Genomic DNA, 17,041 nt, shown 5'->3' on the forward strand with positions numbered 1-17,041 from the left:
CCGCCGCTATCGCGAGCAAGCTCGCTCCCACAGGTGGGGCTTCAGTGTTGCAGCTACTGGGCCCAAGGCGCTCGCCGCGAATTGTTGAGTTCCAGCAAATAACTGTCGCCCCCCAACTGGCTCATCTGCTGACGAATCCAGCCAGCCCGCCGCAGCACATAGGGGCTCGGTCGGCCGGCGCTCCATTTGCGCGGGTTAGGCAAGACCGCCGCCAGCAGGCTGGCCTGTTGCCGGGACAAGGCGTCGGCGCCTACGCGAAAATGATGTCGTGCTGCGGCTTCGGCCCCGAACACGCCGTCATCCCACTCGACACTGTTGAGGTACACCTCAAGGATCCGCTGCTTGGGCCAGAACACTTCGATCAGTGCGGTGAACCAGGCCTCCAGCCCCTTGCGCAGCCAGCTGCGGCCCGACCACAGGAACAGGTTCTTGGACACTTGCTGGCTGAGGGTACTGGCGCCGCGAATTGAACCGCCACGCCCATTGTGGGCGAACGCGGCCTGGATCGCGCCGATGTCGAAGCCCCAGTGCTCGGGGAATTTCTGGTCTTCGCCAGCAATCACCGCCACTTTCAGGCTATCGGAGATCTGGTCCCAAGGCTGCCAGGTGCGTTGCAGGTCGATGGGGTCGCCGCCGAACCAGGATTCAACCTTGCGCTCGATCATCAGCGCCGTGAACGGCGGCGGTACCACCCGAAACAACAGCACGAGCACAACGCTGCCAACGGCGAACCAGAGCAGGGCTTTAAGGAATCGTCGAAATAATAAACGCAGCATAGAGATGGCTTGGCCGAACCCGTCGAGCGGGCCATTATACAGACCCTGTCCATCGAGTTTGACTGGAGTTCTCATGCTGCGTAGCTTTCTGATGCTGGCCGCTTTTTTCGGCTTCACAGGCGTGGCGCTGGGGGCATTTGCCGCCCATGCCCTGAAAAGCCGCCTGAGCGCCGAATACCTGGCGATTTTCCACACCGGCGTCACCTACCAACTGGTGCACACCCTGGCGTTGCTGGGCGTTGCGCTGCTGGCCACACACATTCCCGGCCGCATCGTCACCTGGGCCGGGGTTTCATTTGTGGTCGGCATCCTGTTGTTCTCCGGCAGCCTGTACCTGCTGACCCTCACGGGCATCAGCAAACTGGGCATCATCACGCCGTTGGGCGGTGTGGCGTTCCTGATCGGCTGGGTGTGCCTGGGGCTTGCCGCCTGGCGGCTGGGCTGACCGGGCGGTCCATTTCATGACGAATGGCTTGGGTCGCCCAGACTGATCGGGCTAGAATGCCAGCCCCTAAAAATGATGGCGGCATCCGGCATGCGCATTCAGTTGAACGGCGAACCCCTTGATCTGCCCGACGGTGAAACCGTCGCGGCCCTGCTGACCCGTCTGGAACTCACCGGACGCCGCGTCGCGGTGGAACTCAATCTGGATATCGTCCCGCGCAGCCAGCACGCCGAAACCACGTTGAACGATGGCGACAGCGTCGAAGTGGTCCATGCCATTGGCGGCGGCTAGTCGCCTCGGTTTCGCAGCATTTCGCAAGAACCTCACCCCAACAGAGGATTTCCCATGAGCATCGTTCGTAGCGACAAGCCCTTCGTCCTGGCCGGTCGTACCTACCAGTCGCGTTTGCTGGTAGGCACCGGCAAATATCGCGACATGGAAGAAACCCGCCTGGCCATCGAGGCCTCGGGCGCCGAAATCGTGACCGTCGCCGTGCGCCGGACCAACATCGGCCAGAACCCGGGCGAACCGAACCTGCTGGATATCCTGCCGCCGGACCGCTACACCATCCTGCCGAACACCGCCGGTTGCTTCGACGCTATCGAGGCCGTGCGCACCTGCCGCCTGGCCCGTGAGCTGCTCGACGGCCACAACCTGGTGAAGCTGGAAGTGCTGGCGGACCAGAAAACCCTGTTCCCCAACGTGATCGAAACCCTCAAGGCCGCTGAAACCCTGGTCAAGGAAGGCTTCGACGTGATGGTCTACACCAGCGATGACCCGATCATCGCCCGTCAATTGGCGGAAATCGGCTGCATCGCGGTCATGCCGCTGGCCGGCCTGATCGGCACAGGCCTGGGGATCTGCAACCCGTACAACCTGCAGATCATCCTGGAAGAAGCCAAGATCCCGGTGTTGGTGGATGCCGGTGTCGGTACCGCTTCCGACGCCACCATCGCCATGGAACTGGGTTGCGAAGCGGTGCTGATGAACTCGGCCATCGCCCACGCCCAGCAGCCGATCCTCATGGCCGAAGCCATGAAGCACGCCATCGTCGCCGGTCGCCTGGCGTACCTGGCTGGCCGCATGCCGAAAAAACTTTACGCCAGCGCCTCCTCGCCGCTGGATGGTCTGATCAAGTAAGAGCCATTGATGACTGAATCGAACGACACGCCGGTCCTGCCGGAAGAAGGCGAAGAGCGCCAGCACCGCCGCATCAAGAGTTTCGTGATGCGCGCCGGGCGCATGACTGAAGGCCAGCAGCGCGGCCTGGAGCAGGGCGCGCCGCTGTTTGTCCTGCCGCTGGCCGATGCACCGGTGGATTTTGACCAGGTCTTCGGCCGCTCGGCCCCGCGCTCGCTGGAAATCGGCTTCGGCATGGGCCATTCGTTGCTGGAAATGGCCGCCGCCTCGCCGGAGCAGGATTTCATCGGGGTGGAAGTCCATCGTCCGGGCGTCGGTGCACTGCTCAATGGCGTGCTGACCCAAGGGCTGACCAACCTGCGGGTCTACGATTGCGACGCCATCGAAGTGCTCAGTCGCTGCGTGGCCGATAACAGCCTCGACCGGCTGATGCTGTTCTTCCCGGACCCTTGGCACAAAAGCCGCCACCACAAGCGCCGTATCGTCCAGGCGTCGTTCGCTGAACTGGTGCGCAGCAAGTTGAAGGTCGGCGGTGTGTTGCACATGGCTACCGACTGGGAACCCTACGCCGAATACATGCTGGAAGTGATGAACGTCGCCCCGGGCTATCGCAACCTGGCCGAAGACGGCAAGTGCGTGCCACGCCCGGCTGAACGGCCGATCACCAAGTTCGAGCGCCGAGGCGAACGCCTTGGGCACGGGGTTTGGGATTTGAAGTTCGAGAAGTTGGCTTAAACATCACGCGATGCTCAATGTGGGACTGAGCTTCTGTGGGAGCAAGGCTTTGTGGGAGCAAAGCTTGCTCGCGATGCAGGCAATTCGGGTTTCAAGTGGGTACCGAGGCGCTGCTATCGTGGGCAAGCCTTGCTCCCACAAAGCTTTGCTCCCACATGTGTTTGGCGGTGTGTTTCGGCTCAGCGCCGATCCGCGACTACGCCTATCAACACCAGTATCACCAACAACACCGGCGCCAGGCTGTAGTTGTTGAACTGGCTCAAGCCCCGAACGACCCACGGCGTGGCGTAGATCAGTGCCGCGCCGCTGCCGATCATGCACAGCAGGGCGATCAGCGGGACGCGCAAGGCGCCAGCGATGCTGCCCAGGCGTTGTTCGACCCAGCCCTTGATGTCGGCACCAAACAGCACCAACAGGCAGCCTACCAATGCCAGGGAGATTTCCGACAGGTTGCTGCGGCTCCAGCGGGACACGGTGGCCAACAGGTCGAGTACCAGATCCATTCGATTTCCTTGTTTTGATCAGCTCAGAAATGTCTGCAGCAAGTCGTTGAGAAACAGCTGTCCGCGCTCGGTGGCCGCCAGACGTGTCGGTTCGACCTGCAACAACCCGCTTTGTTCGGCCTCGCGCCGGCCTTCGGCCAGGCTTTGCAGGGGCAGCCCGGTGCGCTCCGGGTACAGCCGCGCTTCCACGCCCGCGGTCAGGCGCAGGGCGTTCATCAGGAACTCGAACGGCAGCTCTTCGTTGGCCAGGGTTTTCTCGCCGGCCTGGAAGCTCTTGGCCGGGTTGAGGTAGTCTTTGGGCAGGCGGGTCTTCCAGGTGCGCACGATGCGCCCGTCCGGATGGCTGAGCTTGCCGTGGGCGCCGGCACCAATGCCGATGAAGTCGCCGAAGCTCCAGTAGTTGAGGTTATGCCGCGCCGCCCGGCCGGGTTGGGCGTAGGCCGAGACTTCGTATTGGGCGTAGCCGTGTTCGGCCAGCAAGGCTTGCCCGGCTTCCTGAATGTCCCACAGCGTGTCGTCTTCGGGCAATGTCGGCGGCTGGTTCCAGAACACCGTGTTCGGCTCCAGCGTCAGCTGGTACCAGGACAAATGCGTCGGCTTCAAGGCGATGGCCTGGCGCAGGTCGCTCAAGGCGTCTTCCAGGGACTGGTCGGGCAGCCCATGCATCAGGTCCAGGTTGAAATTGTCGAAACCGGCCTGGCGAGCCATGCCGGCGGCGCGCACCGCCTCGTCGCCGTTGTGGATCCGGCCCAGGGCCTCGAGCTTGGCCTGCTGGAAACTCTGGATACCGATGGACAGGCGATTGATGCCCAAGGCCCGGTAAGCGACGAATTTTTCCTGCTCGAAGGTGCCGGGGTTGGCTTCCAGGGTGATTTCAATGTCCTGGGCGAACGGTATCCGCGCTTCCACACCCTTGAGCAATCGCCCCAAGGCTTGGGCGCTGAACAGGCTCGGGGTGCCGCCGCCGAAAAAGATCGAGCTCAACGGGCGACCATGAACCGCGTGCAAATCCTGGTCGAGGTCGGCCAGCAAGGCGTCGACATATTCCTCTTCCGGCAACTGCGGGCTGGCGGTGTGGGAGTTGAAGTCGCAATACGGGCATTTGCGCACGCACCACGGGATGTGGACGTACAACGCCAGGGGCGGCAGCACTGGCAGTGGCGCCCGAGGTGTTTGTACACCGCCATGGATCAGCGGTGCGGGAGTGTCGTCGATCATTGCAGGCCCAGGCGTTGACGCAGCAGGGCCATGGCGCGGGCGCGGTGGCTCAGTTGATTCTTTTCCACCGGCCCCAGCTCGGCGCTGGAGCAATTGCGCTCCGGCACCCAGAACAACGGGTCATAGCCAAAACCGTGCTCGCCGCTGGCTTCGGTGAGAATGCGCCCGTGCCACAGGCCTTCGCAGAGGATCGGCAATGGGTCATCGGCATGGCGGACCAGGGCCAGCACACACACGAACTGAGCGCCGCGCTCGGCTTCGGGCACGTCCTTGAGGGCGTCGAGCAGCTTGGCGTTGTTCGCCGCGTCACCTTTGCCGTCGGCGTAGCGGGCCGAGTAAATGCCTGGCGCGCCGCCCAGGAAGTCCACGGCCAGCCCGGAATCGTCGGCCAGCGCTGGCAGGCCCGAGATGCGTGCGGCATTGCGGGCCTTGAGGATGGCGTTCTCGACGAACGACAGGCCGGTCTCTTCCGGTTCCACCTGGCTGAACTCGCCAATCGAGCGCAACTGCACCGACCCGCCGAGCATGGCTTGCAGTTCCTTGAGTTTGCCGGCGTTGTGGCTGGCCAGTACGAGTTGGGTGAAGTTGATCATTGGCCCGGGAACAGTTCCTGGTTGAAGTTGATGGTGTTGATCTTGTCGCCGGTTTGCACCTTGATTTCGAAGGTCCGGACTTCCTGTTGATCCACCGGATACTGGGCGATGTAGTAGATCGCGCCTGGCTCGGTCACCTGCTTGAATTGCAGCGGGACGCTCTGGCTGGTGAGGTCTTTCACCGTGCCGCTGACCTGGGCCATCAAGGGCTTGCCATCCTTGAGCACCGAGATGTTGATCACGCCTTGTTGCTTGCTGCGAATCAGCTCGGCGGCCTTGGCGATGTCCGGTGTCAGGAAGGTGGAGTTGAAGGTGTTGTAGTGCACGGTGATATCACCGAACACTTCCTTGCGCTCGCCCTTGATAACGTCGGCGGCCATGGCGCTAACGCTCAGGCAAGCGGTGATGAGAAACAACGCTAGACGGTTCATGTCGTGCTCCTGGTAAGGCCGGGGGCTTACACCGCGACCTGATAATCGGTAAGGCCTGGGCTGCTGACCCGATAGATGCCTATCTCACCTAACAGATTAGGCCATAGCTTGCTGGCCCACCCGTGGCGGTGCTGTTGGTCCACGGCCAGGCGATCGATGACCTTGGCTTCACGCTCGCGGCACAGCGCCTCGAAATCCTCGAAGGTGCAGAAATGGATGTTCGGCGTGTTGTACCAGGTGTAGGGCAGGAACTCCGAAACCGGCATGCGGCCCTTGCTCGCCAGGTACCAGCGGCAACGCCAGTGGCCGAAGTTGGGGAAGGTGATGATGCACTGGCGTCCAACCCGCAGCATTTCGTCGAGGATCTTGTCCGGGTAGTGCACTGCTTGCAGCGCCTGGGTCATGACCACGATGTCGAAGCTGTTGCTGGCAAAGTTGCCCAGGCCCTTGTCCAGGTCCTGCTCGATGACGTTGATGCCCTTGGCGACGCATTCGGCAATGTTGTCCGGGTCGTTTTCCAGGCCGTAGCCGCTGACTTGCTTGTTGTCCCGCAGCCAGGTCAGCAGTTCGCCGTTGCCGCAGCCCAGGTCGAGCACGCGGCTGCCGGCGGGGATCCATTCCTGGATGATTTCCAGATCGGCTCTCATGGCGTCCTCACAGCGTTATACGGTTCATGTAGTTGCCGAACGCCTGCAGGTAGCGCGGGATCGGGATCAAAAAGGCGTCGTGACCCTGGGGCGCGTCGATTTCCAGGTAGCAGACGTCCTTGCGCGCGGCCATCAGCGCGTCCACCAGCTCCCGCGAGCGCGCCGGGGAGAAGCGCCAGTCGGTGGTGAACGACATCACGCAGAACTTGGCGGTGGCGTTGGCGAAGGTTTTCGCCAGGTTATCGTCGAAGTTCGCCGCCGGATCGAAGTAGTCCAGTGCCTTGGTCATCAGCAGGTACGTGTTGGCGTCAAAGCGCCCGGAGAACTCTTCACCCTGGTAACGCAGGTAGCTTTCGACCTGGAACTCGACGCTGTGGAAGTCGTAGTTGAGCTTTTCGCTCTTGAGGCCACGGCCGAATTTCTCGCCCATGGAGTCGTCGGACAGGTAGGTGATGTGCCCGACCATCCGCGCCAGCATCAGCCCGCGCTTGGGGATCACGCCGTGTTCCTGGAACGAGCCGCCATGGAACTCCGGGTCGGTGAGGATCGCCTGGCGCGCCACTTCGTTGAAGGCGATGTTCTGTGCCGACAGCTTGGGCGCCGAGGCGATTGCCAGGCAGTGGCGCACGCGGTCCGGGTAAGTGATGGTCCATTGCAGGGCCTGCATGCCTCCCAGGCTGCCACCGATCACGGCTGCCCACTGGCCGATCCCGAGGCGGTCGGCCAGGCGCGCCTGGCTGTGGACCCAGTCTTCCACGGTCAGCACCGGAAAATCGGCGCCGAAAGGTTTGCCGGTGTCCGGGTTGAGGCTGCTGGGGCCGGTGGAACCGTTGCAGCCGCCCAGGTTGTTCAGGCTGACCACGAAGAACTTGCTGGTATCGATGGGCTTGCCCGGGCCGATGCAGCTGTCCCACCAACCGGGCTTGCGGTCGTCGATGCTGTGGTAGCCGGCGGCGTGGTGGTGCCCCGACAAGGCATGGCAAATCAGCACGGCATTGCTCGCCGTGGCATTGAGGGTGCCGTAGGTTTCGTAGATCAGGTCATAGGCTGGCAACGAACGGCCGCAGGCCAGGGCCAGGGGCTCGCTGAAATGCGCCATTTGCGGCGTCACCAGACCAACGGAATCGGGGGGAAAGGCAGCTGGCATCGACCCTGCTCGCGTTGAAATGAGGCGTAAGTCTAAAGACCGCTGTGGCAGGCGGCAAGCAAAGGTGCGGCTGATTGTCCGCCGTTGTTTTTGTGGCGAGGGAGCTTGCTCCCGCTGGGGCGCGAAGCGGCCCTGTAGGAGCTGTCGAGTGCAACGAGGCTGCGATCTTTCCCCTGTGTACCGTGGGGCCAAAGCGAAAGATCAAAACAAAAGATCGCAGCCTCCGGCAGCTCCTACAGGTGCCACCCAGCGGAAGCAGGCTCCCTCGCCACAGGGTTAACTATGCCCCCGATCCAAGCCGGATCAGGTGGGCCGGACGAGGCCCGGCAACTCCGGCAGTTTCTTCGGTGAATGGATGCGCACCCGTTTCTGCCGGTTCAATTCGCCACTGACCAGGCTGACCTGGCTCTTGGACACGCCAAACGCCTTGGCCAGGAACGCCATCAGGTACGCATTGGCCTTGCCTTCGACCGGCGGGGCGGTGAGGCGGATCTTCAGGCGGTCACCGTGCAGCCCGGCGAAATCATCGCTGCGGGCTGCCGGTTGCAGGTGACACTCCAGGATCAGGTCGTCGCCATCCCAGCGAAAGTAGCTCACGTGGGTCAGATCAGCAGGCGCAGGATTTCCGGCATCATGGTTATCGCCGCCAGGTTGTTGATCACCAGCATGTCGATCAGCTTGAGCACCATGAACGCCAGGATCGGCGAGATATCCAGGCCACCGAGGTTCGGCAGGATGCGGCGGAACGGCGCCAGGGCCGGCTCGCAGATCTGGTTCACCAGTTCGGCGCCCGGGTTATGGCTGCCCGGCGCGACCCACGACAGGATCACGCTGATGATCAGGGCGAAGAAGAAAATCTTCAGGAACAGCGCGGTCACGCCAATGATCGACCAGATCAGCAGTTGCAGCGGGTTGCCGGTGGTGCCGTAGGTCAGCAGCAGGGTCAGGGCCATCAGCGCCAGTTGCACGAGGATCGCCAGGACCAGCGACGACATGTCCAGGCCGAACAGGCTCGGGATGATCCGACGCAGCGGCTTGAGCAGTGGCTGGGTGGCCTTGACGATGAACTGGCACAGCGGGTTGTAGAAGTTGGCGCGCACCAGTTGCAGCACGAAGCGCAGCAGCACGATCAGCAGGTACAGGCTGCCGAGGGTTTGCAGCACGTAGACCGCTGCAGTGTTCAATCCAATCATGAATGGCTCCTTATTGGCCCAGTTGTTCGGCCATTTCGGCCGAGCGGTGCGCGGCGGCGCCGAGTGCTTTTTCCACCAGGGCTTCGAAGCCCCCGGCCTGGAACGATTTGATGGCCGCTTCGGTGGTGCCGGCCGGCGAGGTCACGCGGCGGCGCAGCTCGGCGGCATCGACGTCGCTGGACACCGCCATGTGCGCGGCACCGAGGGCGGTCTGCAAGGTCAGCCTGGCGGCGGTTTCCCGGGGCAGGCCGAGTTTCTCGCCGGCGGCGGTCATGGCTTCGATCAGCAGGAAGAAGTACGCCGGGCCCGAGCCGGAGACGGCGGTGACGGCGTCCAGTTGCTGTTCGGTGTCCAGCCACAGTGCCAGGCCGACAGCCGACAGCAGTTCTTCGGCCTGCTGGCGTTGTGCAGCGGACACTTGGGAAGTGGCGAACAGGCCGCTGACGCCCTGGCGCAGCAGTGCCGGGGTGTTGGGCATGCAGCGTACGATCGGCTGCTCGCCGAGCCAGTTGTTCATGCTGGCGCACGTGATGCCGGCGGCAATCGACACCACCAGTTGATGAGGCTTGAGACTTGGGCGCAGGGCCGCGCAGACGGTTTTCATCGCCTGCGGCTTGACCGCCAGCACGATGACGTCCGCGCCGTCGATGGCCTGGGCGTTGTCGGCGAAGGTTTCGATACCGTGTTCGGCGCTCACCCGGGTGCGGGTCTCTTCGCCCGGATCGCTGGCGCGGATCAGGGAAGCGTCCAGGCCCTTGGCCCGCAGGCCGCCGATCAGGCTGGCGGCCATGTTGCCGGCGCCGATGAAGGCAATACGCGTGTTGCTCATGACAGGTCCTTATAAAGAGATGAGTCGGCCATGTTTCAGGATTGACCGTAGTCGCGGGCACCAAACAGGGCAGTACCGATGCGCACCCAGGTGGCGCCCTGGGCAATGGCCGACTCAAGGTCGTGGCTCATGCCCATGGAAAGGGTGTCCAGCGGTAGCGCCAGGCTGGCTTGCAGGCGTTCAACGGCGGCGAAGGCGGCGTCCTGGGCGGCGCGGTCTTCGGTGGGTTCGGGAATCGCCATCAACCCGCGCAGTTTCAGGCGGGGCAGGGCGCTGATGGCGTTGGCCAGGGCGGGTAGGTCCGCCGGGGTGCAGCCGGATTTGCTGGCTTCACCGCTGACGTTGACCTGAATGCAGATATTCAGCGGTGGCAAGTCGGCCGGGCGCTGCTCGGACAGGCGCTGTGCAATTTTCAAGCGATCCACGGAATGCACCCAGTCGAAATGTTCGGCGATAGCGCGCGTCTTGTTCGATTGAATGGGGCCGATGAAGTGCCAGATCAAGGGCAGGTCGGTCAGTTCGAGCTGTTTGCCCAAGGCTTCTTGCAGGTAGTTCTCGCCGAAGTCCCGCAGGCCGGCAGCATAGGCTTCGCGCAGGGCCTGGACGGGTTTGGTCTTGCTCACGGCCAGCAGTTTGACACTGTGTTCGGCACGCTGGGCGGCCTGCTCCGCAGCGCGGATGCGCGAACTAACCTGAGCGATGTTGTCTGCTATCGTGGACATAAAGAAGCGCCAGCGGTGAGGTTCGCGGCATTCTACTGGAATTGAGGAGCGCTATGGATATCACTGAGTTACTGGCGTTCAGCGCCAAGCAGGGCGCGTCGGACCTGCACCTGTCCGCCGGGCTGCCACCGATGATCCGCGTCGATGGCGATGTCAGGCGCATCAACCTGCCGGCACTGGACCACAAGCAGGTTCATGAACTGATCTACGACATCATGAACGACCGGCAGCGAGTAGATTACGAAAAGTTTCTGGAGACTGACTTTTCTTTCGAGGTACCGGGCGTCGCGCGGTTCCGGGTCAACGCTTTCAACCAGAATCGCGGTGCGGGGGCGGTGTTTCGGACCATTCCGTCGAAAGTCCTGACCATGGAAGACCTGGGGATGGGCGAGGTGTTTCGCAAAGTGACCGAGGCGCCTCGTGGGCTGGTGTTGGTGACCGGGCCGACCGGGTCAGGCAAATCCACCACCCTGGCGGCCATGATCGATTACTTGAACAGCCACAAGCACCATCACATCCTCACCATCGAAGACCCTATCGAATTCGTTCACGAACCGCGCAAATGCCTGATCAACCAGCGTGAGGTGCACCGCGACACCCAGGGTTTCTCCACGGCCCTGCGTTCGGCCCTGCGGGAGGACCCGGACGTGATCCTGGTGGGGGAGATGCGCGACCTTGAAACCATTCGCCTGGCGCTGACCGCCGCGGAAACCGGGCACCTGGTGTTCGGCACCCTGCACACCACGTCGGCGGCCAAGACCATCGACCGGGTGGTGGACGTGTTCCCTGGTGACGAGAAGTCCATGGTTCGCTCGATGTTGTCGGAATCGTTGCAGGCGGTGATTTCCCAGACGCTGGTCAAGAAAATCGGCGGCGGCCGGATCGCGGCGCATGAAATCATGCTGGGTACCTCGGCCATCCGGAACCTGATCCGCGAAGACAAGGTGGCGCAGATGTACTCGGCCATCCAGACCGGCGGTTCGCTGGGGATGCAGACGCTGGACATGTGCCTGAAGGACTTGGTGAACAAGGGGCTGATCAGCCGCGAACATGCGCGGGAGCGGGCGCGTACGCCGGATAACTTCTAGAGGGGTGGTGCTTTTGCAGGCCTCATCGCGAGCAAGCTCGCTCCCACAGGACTTTCAGCGAATGGAAATCCAGTGTGGGAGCGAGCTTGCTCGCGATGAGGTCATCAGCTACAGCAAAAGTGCCGGAATCAGCGCTGAACCACGCGCATCGCACCCGGCTCTTTCGGCAGCACGCGCTTGGCCACCACGTAGTGAGTGTCCCAGTACGGCTTGTTCAAGGTGTCGATGCTCACCGACTTGCCACGGCGCGGGGCGTGGATGAAGCGGTCGTTGCCCAGGTAGATGGCCACGTGGTTGACCCGGCGGCTCTTGAGCTTGAAGAAGATCAGGTCGCCGGGCTTGAGGTCCTTGCGATCGACTTTCTCGCCATGACCGGCGGCCATGGCGTTGGAGGTGCGCGGAAGGTCGAAGGTAGCGTCGTTGAAGGCGTATTTCACCAGTCCGCTGCAATCGAAACCTTTACTTGGGCTACTGCCGCCCCAACGATAAGGTGTGCCGAGTACATTCACGGCGCGGCTCAACACATTGCTGCTCGCTTTGGTCGCCATCGGCGGGACCAGCTTGCTGTTGGCTGTGCTCACGCGCTGGGCGCCTGGCTTGTTCTTGCTCAAGGAAGCAGAAACATGGGATTTCGGGGTATAGCCGTTGACGTTGGGAAGACGTTGCTCACGATTGGTGGCGTGGGCGGCCAGTGGCAATAATAGGCAAATGGTTAGCCATGTCTTGAAAAATGGACGCATTAGGCAAGGCTCTTAAAGGTTGGCGCGCAACTTTATAACAGCTTTTTTTGCGTTTCCGAGGCCGTTTGTCGATTCGAAACGCAGCGCAAAACCCAGCAAAATGCGACAAATTGACCTGATTGTCTGACAGAACCCCTATACCACGGGGCTTTCGCCGGCTCGAGTCGCCGAGGACCGCTTGTCGGCTGGACACGAAAAAGTCACAAAAACTCCGAAAAAATTTATCTATCGAGGCAAAAGAGGCCATTCATGAACAGCTATCAGCAGGATGCAATCCGCGATACTCACAGCAAGGTCATTGGGTATCTGCTGTGGATTTTCGGTTTCACCGGTGCCCATCGTTTCTATTACGGCAAGCCGGTCACGGGCACGATCTGGTTCTTCACCTTCGGCCTGCTGGGCATTGGCTGGCTGATCGACTTGTTCCTGATTCCGGCCATGGATCGCGAAGCGGACCTGCGTTTCACCCCGGGGCCTATCGAATACAGCGTGGCGTGGATTCTGTTGACGTTTCTCGGGGTGCTGGGCGTACACCGCATGTACCAGGGCAAATGGCTCAGCGGGATTCTCTACCTGCTGACCGGCGGGGTGTTTTTCCTGGGGGTTCTGTATGACTTCTGGACGCTGAATGATCAGGTGTCGATTCGTAATGCGCAGAAGCGTGGGGCTTTTCAGTAAGACCGGGTCGCCTGCATCGCGAGCAAGCTCGCTCCCACACTGGATCGAGGTGTTCACGGGGCATGTGTTCACCAAAGATCCCTGTGGGAGCGAGCTTGCTCGCGATGAGAGCGACGCAGTTTTTCAGGCCTGGTGGGTGATCCGCCCATCCATCAGGGTGTAACGCACCACCCCCGGCAGGCTATGGCCGAGGAACGGGCAGTTGTCACCCTTGGAACGCCAGGCTTCACCGGCCACGGTGGAGGCGGTGGGGTCGAACAGCACCAGGTCCGCCGCGGCGCCAACCGCGAGTTTCCCCGCCGGCAGTTGCAGCGCCTGGGCCGGGCCGGCGCTCAGGCGCGCCAGCAGGGTCGGCAGGTCCAGCAGACCGTCTTCCACCAGCGTCAAGGCCAGCGGCAGCAGCAGTTCGACGCTGCTGATGCCCGGCTCGGTGGCGCCGAACGGTGCCAGCTTGGCATCGCGTTCATGGGGTTGGTGATGGCTGGAGATGGCCGAAATCACCCCGGACTTCACCGCCTCACGCAGGCCATCGCGGTCGGCGCGGGTGCGCAGTGGCGGCTGGACGTGGTAGACGCTGTTGAAATCGATCAGCGCTTCGTCGGTCAGGATCAACTGGTACAGCGCCACATCGGCGGTCACCGGCAGGCCGCGGGCCTGGGCCTGGGCGATCAGTGCCGCACCGCGAGCACTGGTCAACTGGCTGAAGTGGGCGCGTACGCCGCTTTGCTCGACCAACAGCAGGTCCCGGGCCAGGGCCACGGTCTCGGCGGTTTCCGGGATGCCCGGCAGGCCGAGGAAACTGGCGGTCGGGCCTTCGTGGGCCAGGCCACCTTCGGCCAGGTCGTGGTCCTGGGAGTTGAAGATCACCGTCAGCCCGAAGGTCGCCGCGTATTCCAGGGCGCGGCACAGGGTACGGGTGTTGCGGAAACTGTTCAGGCCGTTGCCGAACGCCACGCAACCGGCGTCACGCAGGGCGATGAGTTCGGCCAGTTGCTCGCCGTCCAGGCCCTTGCTCAGTGCGCCAATCGGGAAGACCTTGGTGTTGCCGGCCTCGCGGGCACGGTCGAGGATCAGTTCGGCCACGGCCGAGGTGTCCAGCACCGGTTTGGTCTGCGGCGGGCAGCACAGGCTGGTCACGCCACCGGCAGCGGCGGCCCGGGTTTCGCTGACGATACTGCCTTTGCGGCTGTAGCCCGGTTCGCGCAGGGCGACGTTCAGGTCCACCAGGCCGGGAGCGGCCACCAGGCCTTGGGCGTCGAGGGTCTCGACCGCGACGAAACCGGCCGGCGCCGCGCCAAGGGCGACGATCTTGCAGGCATCGATATGGATATCAGTCACTTGATCCAGGCCACTGGCTGGATCGATCACGCGTGCGCCGAGAATGCTGAGCTTCACTGGGCGTTCTCCTGGTCGAATTGGCGCTGGGCCGTTTGCCCGCTCATGGCCATGGACAGCACGGCCATGCGGATGGCGATGCCGTAAGTCACCTGGTTGAGAATCACCGAGTGCGGCCCGTCGGCCACCGCCGACTCGATCTCCACGCCGCGGTTGATCGGCCCCGGGTGCATGACGATAGCGTCCGGCTTGGCCCCGGCCAGGCGTGCGGTGGTCAGGCCGAACAGGCGGTAGAACTCGCCTTCGCTGGGCAGCAGGCCGCCGGTCATGCGCTCGCGTTGCAGGCGCAGCATGATCACCACGTCCACATCCTTGAGGCCTTCGGTCATGTCGGTGTAGACCTTCACGCCGTATTGCTCGACGCCGATGGGCAGCAGGGTTTTCGGCGCGATCACGCGGATGTCCGGGCAGCCGAGGGTCTTGAGGGCCAGCATGTTCGAGCGGGCCACCCGCGAGTGCAGGATGTCGCCGACGATGGCCACCGACAGGTTTTCGAAGCTGCCCTTGTGCCGACGGATGGTCAGCATGTCCAGCATGCCCTGGGTCGGGTGGGCGTGACGGCCGTCGCCGCCGTTGATGATCGCCACTTGCGGGCAGACGTGTTCGGCAATGAAGTGCGCCGCGCCGGAGTCGCCGTGGCGCACGACGAACATGTCGGCGGCCATGGCTTCGAGGTTGCGCAGGGTGTCGAGCAGGGTTTCACCCTTGCTCGCCGAGGACGTGGACACGTTGAGGGTGATCACGTCCGCCGACAGCCGTTGGGCCGCCAGTTCGAAGGTGGTGCGGGTGCGGGTGGAGTTTTCGAAGAACACGTTGCACACGGTCTTGCCGCGCAGCAACGGAACTTTCTTCACCGCCCGGGCACCGACTTCGAGAAACGAGTCGGCAGTGTCGAGGATTTCCGTCAGCAGCTCGCGGCGCAGGCCGTCGAGGGACAGGAAGTGCCGCAGCTGGCCCTGATCGTTGAGCTGCAGCGGGCGCTTGGTTTCGAGAGGCGTCATCGCGATGGACTCTTACAAGGGCAGTTAAAGGGCAAGGTCTTGCAGTTCGAGTTGCAGCGGCGACGGGCCGGAGAGCTTGACCCGCTCGTGGGCGGCCAGCGTCAGCGTCGCACCGACCACGTTCGGCCGGATCGGCAGCTCGGCGGCGTCCAGGTCCAGCAGGCACACCAGTGTCACGCTGGCCGGGCGGCCGTAGTCGAACAGTTCGTTCATGGCGGCGCGGATGGTCCGGCCGCTCATCAGCACGTCGTCGATCAGCACCAGGTGCTGGCCTTCGATCTCGAACGGCAGGGCTGAGGGGCGCACTTGTGGGTGCAGGCCGTTCTGGCTGAAATCGTCGCGGTAGAAGGACACGTCCAGGGTGCCCAACGGCGATTGGCTGCCCAGTGCTTCGAGCAAGGCCTGGGCGACCCAGACGCCACCGGTGCGAATACCGATGTAGCGCGGGTCGCTGATGCCGCGGTGTTCCAGGTGTGCCTTGAGACGAATCGCCATCTGGCTGATCAGTTCGGCAGGATTGGGCAGGCTCATGCTGGCTCCTTCAGGTTCCCGGGCCGGTGGTGAATGGCGCGGTCTATCGCTAAGAGAAAGCGCCTTGGCGGCGCTTTCAAAAAATCAGGTTTCGAACAGGGCGGCGTTGGCGTCGAGCCAACCTTGCAGCAGCAGGGCGGCGGCGATGGCGTCCACCGGGTTGTCGCGGTAACTGCCTTTCTGCCCGCCGCGCACCAGGCGCTCGCCCTTGGCCTCGAAGGTGGTCAGGCGCTCGTCATGGGTATAGAAGGGCAGGTTGTAGCGGCCATTGAGCCGGCGGGCGAATTTCTCGGCGCGCAGGCACATGTCACTGGGCGTGCCGTCCATGTTCAGCGGCAGGCCGACCACCACGGCATCGGGTTTCCACTCCTTGATCAGCGCTTCGACCTGGTTCCAGTCCGGAACGCCATTCTGCGCCTTCAAGGTGCACAACTCGCGGGCTTGGCCGGTAATGACCTGGCCGACCGCTACGCCGATCTGTTTGGTGCCGTAATCGAAGCCCAGCAGCAAGCGCAGGGCCATCAGGCGTGTCCTGCCTGGCTGGTGAGCAGGCTGAGGTTGACCCCCAACCGGCTGGCCGCCGCTTCCAGGCGCAATTCGCTGCTGGTGTTGAACAGGATGTCGGCGTCGAACGGGCAGGTCAGCCAGGCGTTGTCGGCCAGTTCGGCTTCCAGTTGCCCGGGTTCCCAACCGGCATAGCCGAGGGCGATCAGGCTTTTCTCAGGGCCGACGCCGTCGGCGATGGCGAACAGCACGTCCTGGGAGGTGGACAGCGACACCCCGTCCAGATCTACGGTGGCCTGGTATTTGGGGCCCGACGGATGGAGCACGAAACCGCGGTCGGTCTGCACCGGGCCGCCGATGAAAATCGGCACATGCTGGCACAAGAGTGGCGGTTCCACTTCGGGGCGCAACTGCTCCAGGATGTCCGCCAGGTTCAATTCCTGCGGGCGATTGATTACCAGCCCCATGGCCCCATTGGCCGTGTGCTCGACGATGTAGGTCAAGGTGTGGGCAAAATTCGGATCGGCCATGTGCGGCATGGCAATCAGGAAGTGATGCTTGAGGTAGGTGGGGCTGACGTTTTTCATAGGCGCTAGTGTGGCGGGGCGGGGGCGAACTGACAAGCCGGGAAATGCCTGAGACTGTCACCAATCCCCTGTGGGAGCGAGCTGTGTGGGAGCAAAGCTTGCTCGCGATCCAGGCGCTGCGGTCCTCAAGAGACTGCG

General features: G+C 63.0%; 23 protein-coding genes. 6 read left to right on the plus strand and 17 right to left on the minus strand.

Features of this window, described 5'->3' with window-relative positions; all coding sequences use genetic code 11:
* Window positions 1-53 precede the first annotated feature (53 nt).
* On the minus strand, window positions 54-776 hold the full coding sequence (gene mtgA / locus AB4O09_RS02750) for a monofunctional biosynthetic peptidoglycan transglycosylase (RefSeq protein WP_003206505.1): 723 nt from the start codon (window positions 774-776) through the stop codon (window positions 54-56).
* A gap of 73 nt (window positions 777-849) precedes the next feature.
* Between mtgA and AB4O09_RS02755 the strand changes: the two genes are divergently transcribed.
* The 4 genes from AB4O09_RS02755 to trmB all read left to right on the plus strand — a co-directional run bounded on the left by AB4O09_RS02755 (window position 850) and on the right by trmB (window position 3,096).
* Window positions 850-1,221 carry a DUF423 domain-containing protein gene (locus AB4O09_RS02755; protein WP_003206503.1) on the plus strand — a complete coding sequence of 124 codons (372 nt, stop codon included), beginning with the start codon at window positions 850-852 and terminating at the stop codon, window positions 1,219-1,221.
* Window positions 1,222-1,311: 90 nt separating this feature from the next.
* Window positions 1,312-1,512 (plus strand): sulfur carrier protein ThiS, encoded by a 201-nt coding sequence (thiS, locus tag AB4O09_RS02760; RefSeq protein WP_018609493.1) that lies wholly within the window; start codon window positions 1,312-1,314, stop codon window positions 1,510-1,512.
* A gap of 54 nt (window positions 1,513-1,566) precedes the next feature.
* Window positions 1,567-2,361: a thiazole synthase gene (locus AB4O09_RS02765; RefSeq protein WP_003177480.1), complete on the plus strand. Its 795-nt coding sequence runs from the start codon at window positions 1,567-1,569 to the stop codon at window positions 2,359-2,361.
* Window positions 2,362-2,370: 9 nt separating this feature from the next.
* Window positions 2,371-3,096 (plus strand): tRNA (guanosine(46)-N7)-methyltransferase TrmB, encoded by a 726-nt coding sequence (gene trmB / locus AB4O09_RS02770; protein ID WP_003206499.1) that lies wholly within the window; start codon window positions 2,371-2,373, stop codon window positions 3,094-3,096.
* Between the two features lie 179 nt (window positions 3,097-3,275).
* On the opposite strand, the gene AB4O09_RS02775 is transcribed toward trmB, so the two are convergent.
* The 10 genes from AB4O09_RS02775 to AB4O09_RS02820 form a co-directional block, all read right to left on the minus strand.
* Window positions 3,276-3,599 carry a DUF3392 domain-containing protein gene (locus tag AB4O09_RS02775; RefSeq protein WP_363807956.1) on the minus strand — a complete coding sequence of 108 codons (324 nt, stop codon included), beginning with the start codon at window positions 3,597-3,599 and terminating at the stop codon, window positions 3,276-3,278.
* Between the two features lie 18 nt (window positions 3,600-3,617).
* Window positions 3,618-4,817 (minus strand): radical SAM family heme chaperone HemW, encoded by a 1,200-nt coding sequence (gene hemW / locus AB4O09_RS02780; protein ID WP_003206497.1) that lies wholly within the window; start codon window positions 4,815-4,817, stop codon window positions 3,618-3,620.
* Window positions 4,814-5,410 (minus strand): RdgB/HAM1 family non-canonical purine NTP pyrophosphatase, encoded by a 597-nt coding sequence (rdgB, locus tag AB4O09_RS02785; protein WP_013694468.1) that lies wholly within the window; start codon window positions 5,408-5,410, stop codon window positions 4,814-4,816. The genes hemW and rdgB overlap by 4 nt, the downstream gene beginning before the upstream one ends.
* A complete protein-coding gene (locus tag AB4O09_RS02790) occupies window positions 5,407-5,841 on the minus strand; it encodes a DUF4426 domain-containing protein (protein ID WP_027912918.1) in 435 nt (144 codons plus the stop codon). Before AB4O09_RS02790 ends, rdgB begins: the two co-directional genes overlap by 4 nt.
* A gap of 26 nt (window positions 5,842-5,867) precedes the next feature.
* Window positions 5,868-6,488 carry a methionine biosynthesis protein MetW gene (gene metW, locus AB4O09_RS02795; RefSeq protein ID WP_003206492.1) on the minus strand — a complete coding sequence of 207 codons (621 nt, stop codon included), beginning with the start codon at window positions 6,486-6,488 and terminating at the stop codon, window positions 5,868-5,870.
* Between the two features lie 7 nt (window positions 6,489-6,495).
* On the minus strand, window positions 6,496-7,635 hold the full coding sequence (gene metX, locus AB4O09_RS02800; RefSeq protein WP_003206490.1) for a homoserine O-succinyltransferase MetX: 1,140 nt from the start codon (window positions 7,633-7,635) through the stop codon (window positions 6,496-6,498).
* 303 nt (window positions 7,636-7,938) lie between these two features.
* Window positions 7,939-8,232 carry a DUF167 domain-containing protein gene (locus AB4O09_RS02805; RefSeq protein ID WP_003206488.1) on the minus strand — a complete coding sequence of 98 codons (294 nt, stop codon included), beginning with the start codon at window positions 8,230-8,232 and terminating at the stop codon, window positions 7,939-7,941.
* A gap of 5 nt (window positions 8,233-8,237) precedes the next feature.
* Complete coding sequence (locus AB4O09_RS02810; protein WP_003206487.1) at window positions 8,238-8,828, minus strand: YggT family protein; 591 nt, start codon at window positions 8,826-8,828, stop codon at window positions 8,238-8,240.
* Window positions 8,829-8,838: 10 nt separating this feature from the next.
* The gene (proC, locus tag AB4O09_RS02815) at window positions 8,839-9,657 is read right to left on the minus strand and encodes a pyrroline-5-carboxylate reductase (RefSeq protein WP_013694466.1); all 819 of its coding nucleotides are present in this window, start codon (window positions 9,655-9,657) and stop codon (window positions 8,839-8,841) included.
* 35 nt (window positions 9,658-9,692) lie between these two features.
* The gene (locus AB4O09_RS02820; protein WP_003206483.1) at window positions 9,693-10,379 is read right to left on the minus strand and encodes a YggS family pyridoxal phosphate-dependent enzyme; all 687 of its coding nucleotides are present in this window, start codon (window positions 10,377-10,379) and stop codon (window positions 9,693-9,695) included.
* A 53-nt stretch (window positions 10,380-10,432) separates the two neighbouring features.
* Between AB4O09_RS02820 and AB4O09_RS02825 the strand changes: the two genes are divergently transcribed.
* Window positions 10,433-11,467, plus strand: coding sequence for a type IV pilus twitching motility protein PilT (locus AB4O09_RS02825; protein ID WP_003206482.1), 1,035 nt, complete (start codon window positions 10,433-10,435; stop codon window positions 11,465-11,467).
* Window positions 11,468-11,595: 128 nt separating this feature from the next.
* Here AB4O09_RS02825 and AB4O09_RS02830 read toward each other — a convergent pair whose 3' ends face one another.
* Window positions 11,596-12,207 (minus strand): C40 family peptidase, encoded by a 612-nt coding sequence (locus AB4O09_RS02830; protein WP_003206478.1) that lies wholly within the window; start codon window positions 12,205-12,207, stop codon window positions 11,596-11,598.
* A 249-nt stretch (window positions 12,208-12,456) separates the two neighbouring features.
* Here AB4O09_RS02830 and AB4O09_RS02835 point away from each other — a divergent pair, with 249 nt between their 5' ends.
* Window positions 12,457-12,885 carry an NINE protein gene (locus tag AB4O09_RS02835; protein ID WP_003206477.1) on the plus strand — a complete coding sequence of 143 codons (429 nt, stop codon included), beginning with the start codon at window positions 12,457-12,459 and terminating at the stop codon, window positions 12,883-12,885.
* 123 nt (window positions 12,886-13,008) lie between these two features.
* Here AB4O09_RS02835 and AB4O09_RS02840 read toward each other — a convergent pair whose 3' ends face one another.
* From AB4O09_RS02840 to AB4O09_RS02860, 5 genes are all read right to left on the minus strand, one after another.
* The gene (locus AB4O09_RS02840; protein ID WP_363807951.1) at window positions 13,009-14,280 is read right to left on the minus strand and encodes a dihydroorotase; all 1,272 of its coding nucleotides are present in this window, start codon (window positions 14,278-14,280) and stop codon (window positions 13,009-13,011) included.
* Window positions 14,277-15,281 carry an aspartate carbamoyltransferase catalytic subunit gene (locus AB4O09_RS02845; RefSeq protein ID WP_003177495.1) on the minus strand — a complete coding sequence of 335 codons (1,005 nt, stop codon included), beginning with the start codon at window positions 15,279-15,281 and terminating at the stop codon, window positions 14,277-14,279. Before AB4O09_RS02845 ends, AB4O09_RS02840 begins: the two co-directional genes overlap by 4 nt.
* A gap of 24 nt (window positions 15,282-15,305) precedes the next feature.
* Window positions 15,306-15,812, minus strand: coding sequence for a bifunctional pyr operon transcriptional regulator/uracil phosphoribosyltransferase PyrR (gene pyrR / locus AB4O09_RS02850; RefSeq protein ID WP_003206474.1), 507 nt, complete (start codon window positions 15,810-15,812; stop codon window positions 15,306-15,308).
* A gap of 84 nt (window positions 15,813-15,896) precedes the next feature.
* Window positions 15,897-16,334 carry a Holliday junction resolvase RuvX gene (ruvX, locus tag AB4O09_RS02855; protein WP_003177497.1) on the minus strand — a complete coding sequence of 146 codons (438 nt, stop codon included), beginning with the start codon at window positions 16,332-16,334 and terminating at the stop codon, window positions 15,897-15,899.
* Window positions 16,334-16,903: a YqgE/AlgH family protein gene (locus AB4O09_RS02860; RefSeq protein ID WP_003206472.1), complete on the minus strand. Its 570-nt coding sequence runs from the start codon at window positions 16,901-16,903 to the stop codon at window positions 16,334-16,336. The genes ruvX and AB4O09_RS02860 overlap by 1 nt, the downstream gene beginning before the upstream one ends.
* Between the last annotated feature and the right edge of the window lie 138 nt (window positions 16,904-17,041).

The sequence above is a fragment of the Pseudomonas sp. H1_F01 genome (assembly GCF_054681425.1).

What these genes read in the sequence shown, in the direction of transcription:
- AB4O09_RS02775 (WP_363807956.1), bottom strand. Translation starts at nt 3,599, where the DNA reads ATGGATCTGGTACTCGACCTGTTGGCCACCGTGTCCCGCTGGAGCCGC.
- pyrR (WP_003206474.1), bottom strand. Translation starts at nt 15,812, where the DNA reads ATGAGCCTGCCCAATCCTGCCGAACTGATCAGCCAGATGGCGATTCGT.
- AB4O09_RS02845 (WP_003177495.1), bottom strand. Translation starts at nt 15,281, where the DNA reads ATGACGCCTCTCGAAACCAAGCGCCCGCTGCAGCTCAACGATCAGGGC.
- metX (WP_003206490.1), bottom strand. Translation starts at nt 7,635, where the DNA reads ATGCCAGCTGCCTTTCCCCCCGATTCCGTTGGTCTGGTGACGCCGCAA.
- proC (WP_013694466.1), bottom strand. Translation starts at nt 9,657, where the DNA reads ATGAGCAACACGCGTATTGCCTTCATCGGCGCCGGCAACATGGCCGCC.
- ruvX (WP_003177497.1), bottom strand. Translation starts at nt 16,334, where the DNA reads ATGGCCCTGCGCTTGCTGCTGGGCTTCGATTACGGCACCAAACAGATC.
- AB4O09_RS02820 (WP_003206483.1), bottom strand. Translation starts at nt 10,379, where the DNA reads ATGTCCACGATAGCAGACAACATCGCTCAGGTTAGTTCGCGCATCCGC.
- AB4O09_RS02755 (WP_003206503.1), top strand. Translation starts at nt 850, where the DNA reads ATGCTGCGTAGCTTTCTGATGCTGGCCGCTTTTTTCGGCTTCACAGGC.
- rdgB (WP_013694468.1), bottom strand. Translation starts at nt 5,410, where the DNA reads ATGATCAACTTCACCCAACTCGTACTGGCCAGCCACAACGCCGGCAAA.
- AB4O09_RS02765 (WP_003177480.1), top strand. Translation starts at nt 1,567, where the DNA reads ATGAGCATCGTTCGTAGCGACAAGCCCTTCGTCCTGGCCGGTCGTACC.
- AB4O09_RS02790 (WP_027912918.1), bottom strand. Translation starts at nt 5,841, where the DNA reads ATGAACCGTCTAGCGTTGTTTCTCATCACCGCTTGCCTGAGCGTTAGC.
- metW (WP_003206492.1), bottom strand. Translation starts at nt 6,488, where the DNA reads ATGAGAGCCGATCTGGAAATCATCCAGGAATGGATCCCCGCCGGCAGC.
- AB4O09_RS02825 (WP_003206482.1), top strand. Translation starts at nt 10,433, where the DNA reads ATGGATATCACTGAGTTACTGGCGTTCAGCGCCAAGCAGGGCGCGTCG.
- thiS (WP_018609493.1), top strand. Translation starts at nt 1,312, where the DNA reads ATGCGCATTCAGTTGAACGGCGAACCCCTTGATCTGCCCGACGGTGAA.
- trmB (WP_003206499.1), top strand. Translation starts at nt 2,371, where the DNA reads ATGACTGAATCGAACGACACGCCGGTCCTGCCGGAAGAAGGCGAAGAG.
- AB4O09_RS02830 (WP_003206478.1), bottom strand. Translation starts at nt 12,207, where the DNA reads ATGCGTCCATTTTTCAAGACATGGCTAACCATTTGCCTATTATTGCCA.
- AB4O09_RS02860 (WP_003206472.1), bottom strand. Translation starts at nt 16,903, where the DNA reads ATGAAAAACGTCAGCCCCACCTACCTCAAGCATCACTTCCTGATTGCC.
- AB4O09_RS02835 (WP_003206477.1), top strand. Translation starts at nt 12,457, where the DNA reads ATGAACAGCTATCAGCAGGATGCAATCCGCGATACTCACAGCAAGGTC.
- hemW (WP_003206497.1), bottom strand. Translation starts at nt 4,817, where the DNA reads ATGATCGACGACACTCCCGCACCGCTGATCCATGGCGGTGTACAAACA.
- mtgA (WP_003206505.1), bottom strand. Translation starts at nt 776, where the DNA reads ATGCTGCGTTTATTATTTCGACGATTCCTTAAAGCCCTGCTCTGGTTC.
- AB4O09_RS02810 (WP_003206487.1), bottom strand. Translation starts at nt 8,828, where the DNA reads ATGATTGGATTGAACACTGCAGCGGTCTACGTGCTGCAAACCCTCGGC.